The following is a 5,792-nucleotide window of genomic DNA, read 5'->3' on the forward strand; positions in this document are numbered from 1 at the left end:
TTCTTTGTTGTCCCCCCCCCCCCCCTCAACCCCCCCCCCCCCCCCCCCCGCCCCCCCCCCCCCCCCCCCCCCCCCCCCCCGCACCGGGTTCAGGACGACACCGTCTTGCTCGTCAGGAGCTTCCCCTGGGCGTCGTACGCGGCGAGCTTGACGCCTTCGAGCGGGAATGCCGTCGAACCGTTGAGGGTCTTGTTGCTGGGCCCCCAGAGGTAGCCGGTGGTGTAGCCCGGGGTGCCGGGCAGTGAGACGACGGTGGCCCAGTATGCGTGGCCGTCCACCTCGATGCTCATCCGGGCCACCTGCTCGGGCCCGTGGTAGATGAGGTTGTACAGACCCTCCTGGTACTGCGGGGCGTTCCCGTAGTACCCCATGTTGATCCCGGTCGTGCCACCCGCCCAGGAGGACCCGCCGCATCCCGGATCGCTGCGGTAGGCGGGGGCGTCGTGGACGCAGACCTCCTGGTCCTTCAGCTGCATCCACCAGTCCGGGCGGCCCAGCGGCAGCTGCTGGCCGGGCTCCACCACCACGGGCTCTGGAGCCGGACCCTCCGGTACGGCCGGAGCCTGGGAGGCCGGTCCGACGGCCTGGGCCCCGTGCTGCGCGGACAACACCGCGCCTGTGCCGGCCACCACCGCGAGCGCGGCCGCCACGGCCGATGCGCCCATCGCCACGCGGCGCCCCCGCCGCTGCCGGCGCACGTGGCCCCGTGCGGGCGTGGCGGACCAGTCCGCCACCGCGACCCGGGCCGCCTCGTCCCGCAGGGCGCCGCGCACCATGTCCTCGGTGTCCATCACCTGTTGTCTCCGTTCGTGCCGTCGGTCGTCGAACCGGTGTCCGCCGCGTACGGGGCCAGCGCCGGGTGCCGGCGCAGTTTCGCCAGGCCCCGGTTGGCCTGACTCTTCACATTGCCCAGCGAACAGCCCAGGATCTCGGCGACCTGGTGCTCGCTCATGTCCTCCCAGTAGCGCAGGACGACCACGGCCCGCTGGCGCTGCGGCAGTTCCGCCAGCGCCTGGAGCAGCACCGAGCGCTCCTCGACGTCGCGGTGGCCGCCACCGGCGGTGTGCGCCCGGTCGGGCAGCACGGGGACGAGCAGCTGCCTGACCCGGCGCCGCCGGTGGCGGCTCAGGTTGTTGTTCACCAGGGCTCGGTGGACATAGGCGTCCGGCTCCTCCAGACGGCTGATCCGGGACCAGTTCCTGAAGACCTTCGCGAACGTCGCCTGCACCACGTCCTCGGCCTCGTGGTAGTCGCCCGTGAGCAGGTAGGCGGTGCGCACCAGCCGTCGCCAGCGCGTGGCGGCGAACCCCTCGAAGTCCAGCTCCCGCAGGCCGGGGCCGCCAGCGGAAGCCGGTGCCATGACGGACGGGGGAGGGTCCTCCACCGGGACGGGCAATATGGTCGCGGTTATCCAGTTCCTCTTCGCATCCGCGCGACGACCCGACCGGGCCACCGCTCTGCCCTACTCACCGCCGCGCCGCCGCAAAGGTTGCACGCTGGCACCGACGCGCTGGCCAACCCGGACGGCGACGAACTGCTGCGCGCGCGGAGCAGACCGCCGCCGAGGCTGCGGCCGCCACGGCGAAGCTCGCCGGTTCGTGGTGGCGCTGCTCCTGACCCGGCCTTGCCCCCGGTGCGGGCCGCTGACCTGCACCGGGGAGTTTGGGAACCCCCGCTGACCTGCGGTGGGGAGCTTCGCCTCGCGGAGGTGAGTCTCGCCCCGGGACCGTTGGTGAGTTTCGGGCGTCGGCACAGGTCAGCGGCCGGTGAGAACCAATCGAACCGGAACCGGCGCCGAGGGCGGCGGCGATGTGGACCTGGAGGTTCGGCACACGTTCGGACTGTCAGGACCGTCGTGGTCTCGGTAGCCTGGCGTGGGGGTGACATCGAGTGAGCGTCTGAGGTGTATCGCCTACATGGAGGCCGTTCTCCTGGAGGATGCCGCAGGCCGGGAGGCACTGCGCGTCGACGGGTCGGGCGAGCGGCCGCTGGCCGTGGGCAACAGCTGGCGGTCCTGACCCCGGGAAGCCGACGTCCGGCAGGCGGGTTCGCAGCTGGAGTTGCGGGAGAAGGCGGGCCCGGACCGGTTGGAGTGCTCCGAGTGCGTGCAGGCCCGCGCCGCGGTCCACGCGCCCCTACGACCCCTCAGCCTCGATCAGCGAGGATCTCCGAGAGCACGCGTCGCGCGTCACGGGCGTCAGCGCCGTCCTCGCCCAGGCTGTTGGCGTACGAGACGAGCGTCTTCCACAGCGCCCAGCCGCGTCCGCGCGCCCACGTCGCATCGTTGACGCCCAGCCGCTTCCGGAACAAGTCGCGGCCGTCAGCCGAGAGCAAGGTCCACGCGATCGCGAGGTCGCAAGCGGGGTCCCCCACGCCACACGTACCGAAGTCGATGACGGCGGCGAGCTGTCCGTCCTCAAGGAGCAGATTTCCCTGGGCAAGGTCGCCGTGGAACCAGACGTCGGCCCCGTCCCACTGCGCCTCGAGCGCCTGAGTCCACAACTCATGTGCCGGCGCGACGTCGATGCGGCCGCGCAGCTCGTCCAGCGCACCGAGCGCCTGCGCCTCGTAGGTCCGCAGCGTTGCTCCGCGGAACCAGTTGTGCTTGCCAGGCTGTGGTCCTTCCGAGGCGTCGATGCTCTGCAACGTGGCGACGAAGTTGGCCAGGCCCTCGGCGAAGCGGATCGGATCGACGACTGACTCGAACGTCGCGGGTGTGCCGTCGATCCACCCGTAGACCGACCACGCGAACGGGTAGGTCACACCAGGACTCCCCTTCGCCAGCGGCACCGGGATCGGCAGCGGGAGAGCGGGTGCCAGCTCGGGTAGCCAACGGTGCTCCTTCTCCACGGCCAAGGCGTACTCCTCCGCGCTGGGCAGGCGGAGCAACATGTTGTCGCCCAAGTGGAAGGTCCGGTTGTCCCAGCCGCCGTTCTCCACAGCCGTCACAGGTAGTGCGGCCCATTGTGGGAACTGCTCGGCCACGAGCCGCCCGGCCTGTTCGGCACTCACGGTGACCCGCTGGGGCATGGGCCCAAGATCTGGAACATCGTTCAACAGGTACCCCCTTGTCTAGGCTCTAGTGTGAGCAGACAGACATTGCTCCACGCGGGTAAAACCCACCCGATATCTGACCGACCGCGCAGGCCCCCCGGGGGTGCCTCTATGGTGTTCGTCAAGGAAATCGGGCTGCGTTCGGGCGGGTGGCCAGGCAGCATGGCGGGATGCCAGATCTGCTGTGGGACGACGTCAGGAACTTCTTCGACCCCGGCCTGATGGGGTCGCTGCCGGACGGGCGGGTCGCAGATACCTCGGTCGAGGACTGGCAGGCGGTGCTTGATCTGGTGCGGTCGCAGGGGTGGTCCTGCGAGTACTCCGAGGACGGTGTCGCGGTTCGGCTGCCGCGAGCTGCGGACATGCTGGCCCGCAGCGAGGACACCGACGCGTTGTTGAGGGTCTGGCCCGCCACTGGATTCCTGGCGATCTTTCGGGCGTATGAGGCCAGCTCGATCGACTTCGATGTTGATCTGCGAGAGCTGTGGGGCCAGGACGGCGTCAATCTGCTGTGCCTCCTGCTGCGGGCGATCGGGCGCAGGCTCGGCAAGGCGGTGACGTTGACTCCGGAGTCTGATCCGCTCCACCCCATTCTTGGGTTCGATGTCGAGGCCGACCGCGTGGTGCTGCTGGCGGAACCACGGTTCAGCTGATCGAGGGTTCTCACCGGCCCGACTTACCTCTCTGTGCCCCGGCCTGTGGCTGGTTGGCTGGTTGGGTCGGTGCCGGTCGGGCGCTGCGCCTGCGGCGGGCCTTTCTTCTCTCGCGTCCAGCTGGTGCCGGCCGCTCGCGGTGGGGCGGGCTGGGGCGCGGCAGCCCCGGAAGGGCCGTCAGGCTGCCTCGTCGGGCCTGGCCGCCCGTTCCTCGGACACGGCGGGCGCAGGCGGGCAGAGACGGTCCGGGGGCGCTTCTCGGCGGGCAGCGGGTGGCACAACGGCGGGCATGACGACTTCCTTCACCAGACGCCGTCGGCACCGGACAGGCAAGCCCGCCGCCGCGCCGGTGCTCGCCCGCCAGGCTGCCGGTCACCCGGCCACGGCCGGGCCGTGCCGGCCGGCGGCAGGGTACTGCCGGACCTGGAGCAGCGAGCACCTGTCGCCCGGCGGGCTGGTGGTCCGCACCACCTGGCACGAACCTGTATGCCCGTCCTGGTCCACCCGGTGACTCCACAGCAGGTCGGCCGGGCGTGCAGGCCTTTCGCCCGACCACGAGGGGATCTATGGTGATCGCCCGGTCACCTGGAAGAAGGGGCTCCCCATGGCGCGCACGATCACCGACGCGTGCCTGTTCGAATCCGCCTGGGGCGCGGACGAACCGGAGGAGCCGTACTTCGGGACCCCGCTACGCCCCAGGCATCCCTTCGACGGGAAGCAGCTGGCCAAGATCCTCCAAGAGAGCCTCGGCGGCGAGCTGACCGTCATCGTTGACGCGAAGGGCAACATCCGACTGCGGTAGCGCCCCGCGCCCGGTTGCCGGGCGGCGGGGGCCGTCGCTACGCCGCCGTTGCCGGCTGGTCGTCGATGTGCTGGAGTCGGCTGCGAGCGGCGACCCGGTCTTCGCCGGCCAGCGTGGCCCAGTACCCGTCGGCCCACACCGCGTGGCAGGCCCGCCGCCCGGCTTCCTCCAGACGTGCGGACTCGGCCAGCTGCTCTTCTCCCAGCCCCTGCTGGGCGGCCACCAGATCGCCGCTCCACGATGGCAGCGTCGCCAGGAACGCGCGGCGCTCGGCCTGCACGGCCACCAGCGCCCGCTGCGCGTCCTTCAGGTCGTCGGTGTACTCGAAGGTCTTCTGCTCTCCTCGGAGGGGACCAGGGGCATGCCCATGGGTGCGGCTTCGACGTGGTGATCGTGGACGGGTCGCGGGAGGCCCCCACCTCGACCGGTCACCCAAGGGCGGCCGCTAGAGAACCCGGGTGCGGCGAAGCTGCCCGATCGAGGAGGGAGCCACCCGCTCAGCCCGAGGACTGGCCGTAGGCTGACGCCGGGCGCCCACGGGATAGCGTCCAGCTCCAGAGCCATTAGGGGGTGTGGTGGTCACGCTCGCAGGGATTCTGTTTCAGGTTGTGCACTTCACCGACATCGTTGACGACTGCTGGAGCGTCGAGTATCAGAGCGGGGGGCGGGAAGGTCTGTTCATCTCCGTGTCGCGCCCCTTCGACGGTCCAGCCGACCAGCTCGAAGTCTTCTCGACCGGTGAGCTTTCACCAAACCTGCGGGCCGTCGCCCTTGCGCACGCTCGGGTGCGGCTGTCGGATGGCGACGAGTGACGACCGTGCCCAACTCGTGCCCGATCGAGCGGGGAGCCACGGGGAAGAGCGGCCCACCACGGTCGAACCAGACAGCACCGGCCCAGCAGCCATAAGGCCAGGTCACAGCCGGTCACCACCTCCCGCCCCCCGGAGGCGGGGTTGCCCGAGCTACCGAGCTACCGAGCTACCGTGCTGCCATGGAGCCGAACCCGGGGCCCGACGGTCCGCTGTCCGACACTGAGATCACACAGTTCGTCAGTCTGCTTCGCCGATACTGCTCTCACGAGCTTGATCAGTGGGCGAACGTCAAGACCGAGACTCCTTACGGACCGGTCTACGTGATGTTCACCAGGGCGCTTCCGCCCGAGTGGCCCCCAGAGGCTTTTCGCGACTTCTAGTAGGGCTTGGTCAGGTTTGTGCGGTAGTGGCGTGTCTGTTGGTGGGTTGTGTCGTTGGTGGTGTGTGACACCTGAGGAGATGGCCGGGGTC

General features: G+C 70.2%; 7 protein-coding genes. 3 read left to right on the forward strand and 4 right to left on the reverse strand.

Translation table 11 applies throughout. The features are described 5' to 3' along the window. Positions 1–89: 89 nt before the first annotated feature. The 3 genes from AC07AL_RS35465 to AC07AL_RS35475 all read right to left on the reverse strand — a co-directional run bounded on the left by AC07AL_RS35465 (position 90) and on the right by AC07AL_RS35475 (position 3,030). A complete protein-coding gene (locus tag AC07AL_RS35465) occupies positions 90–791 on the reverse strand; it encodes a hypothetical protein (protein WP_478319388.1) in 702 nt (233 codons plus the stop codon). After that, entirely contained in the window at positions 791–1,360 is a 570-nt protein-coding gene (locus tag AC07AL_RS35470) for a SigE family RNA polymerase sigma factor (protein WP_400812581.1), read from the reverse strand. Before AC07AL_RS35470 ends, AC07AL_RS35465 begins: the two co-directional genes overlap by 1 nt. Positions 1,361–2,145: 785 nt before the next feature. After that, positions 2,146–3,030: an aminoglycoside phosphotransferase family protein gene (locus AC07AL_RS35475; protein ID WP_478319389.1), complete on the reverse strand. Its 885-nt coding sequence runs from the start codon at positions 3,028–3,030 to the stop codon at positions 2,146–2,148. A gap of 194 nt (positions 3,031–3,224) precedes the next feature. Between AC07AL_RS35475 and AC07AL_RS35480 the strand changes: the two genes are divergently transcribed. Both AC07AL_RS35480 and AC07AL_RS35485 read left to right on the forward strand, forming a co-directional pair. After that, positions 3,225–3,707, forward strand: coding sequence for a hypothetical protein (locus tag AC07AL_RS35480; protein WP_478319390.1), 483 nt, complete (start codon positions 3,225–3,227; stop codon positions 3,705–3,707). A gap of 604 nt (positions 3,708–4,311) precedes the next feature. Further along, a complete protein-coding gene (locus tag AC07AL_RS35485; RefSeq protein WP_400989400.1) occupies positions 4,312–4,509 on the forward strand; it encodes a hypothetical protein in 198 nt (65 codons plus the stop codon). A 37-nt stretch (positions 4,510–4,546) separates the two neighbouring features. On the opposite strand, the gene AC07AL_RS35490 is transcribed toward AC07AL_RS35485, so the two are convergent. Then, entirely contained in the window at positions 4,547–4,795 is a 249-nt protein-coding gene (locus AC07AL_RS35490; RefSeq protein WP_400989399.1) for a hypothetical protein, read from the reverse strand. Between the two features lie 289 nt (positions 4,796–5,084). Between AC07AL_RS35490 and AC07AL_RS35495 the strand changes: the two genes are divergently transcribed. After that, on the forward strand, positions 5,085–5,321 hold the full coding sequence (locus tag AC07AL_RS35495) for a hypothetical protein (protein ID WP_400812540.1): 237 nt from the start codon (positions 5,085–5,087) through the stop codon (positions 5,319–5,321). The last annotated feature ends 471 nt before the right edge of the window (positions 5,322–5,792 follow it).

It is taken from the genome of Kitasatospora sp. NPDC043949 (assembly GCF_056435365.1).

Coding starts and splice junctions, on each gene's coding strand:
- AC07AL_RS35465 (WP_478319388.1), bottom strand. CDS start 791: ATGGACACCGAGGACATGGTGCGCGGCGCCCTGCGGGACGAGGCGGCC.
- AC07AL_RS35470 (WP_400812581.1), bottom strand. CDS start 1,360: ATGGCACCGGCTTCCGCTGGCGGCCCCGGCCTGCGGGAGCTGGACTTC.
- AC07AL_RS35475 (WP_478319389.1), bottom strand. CDS start 3,030: ATGCCCCAGCGGGTCACCGTGAGTGCCGAACAGGCCGGGCGGCTCGTG.
- AC07AL_RS35480 (WP_478319390.1), top strand. CDS start 3,225: ATGCCAGATCTGCTGTGGGACGACGTCAGGAACTTCTTCGACCCCGGC.
- AC07AL_RS35485 (WP_400989400.1), top strand. CDS start 4,312: ATGGCGCGCACGATCACCGACGCGTGCCTGTTCGAATCCGCCTGGGGC.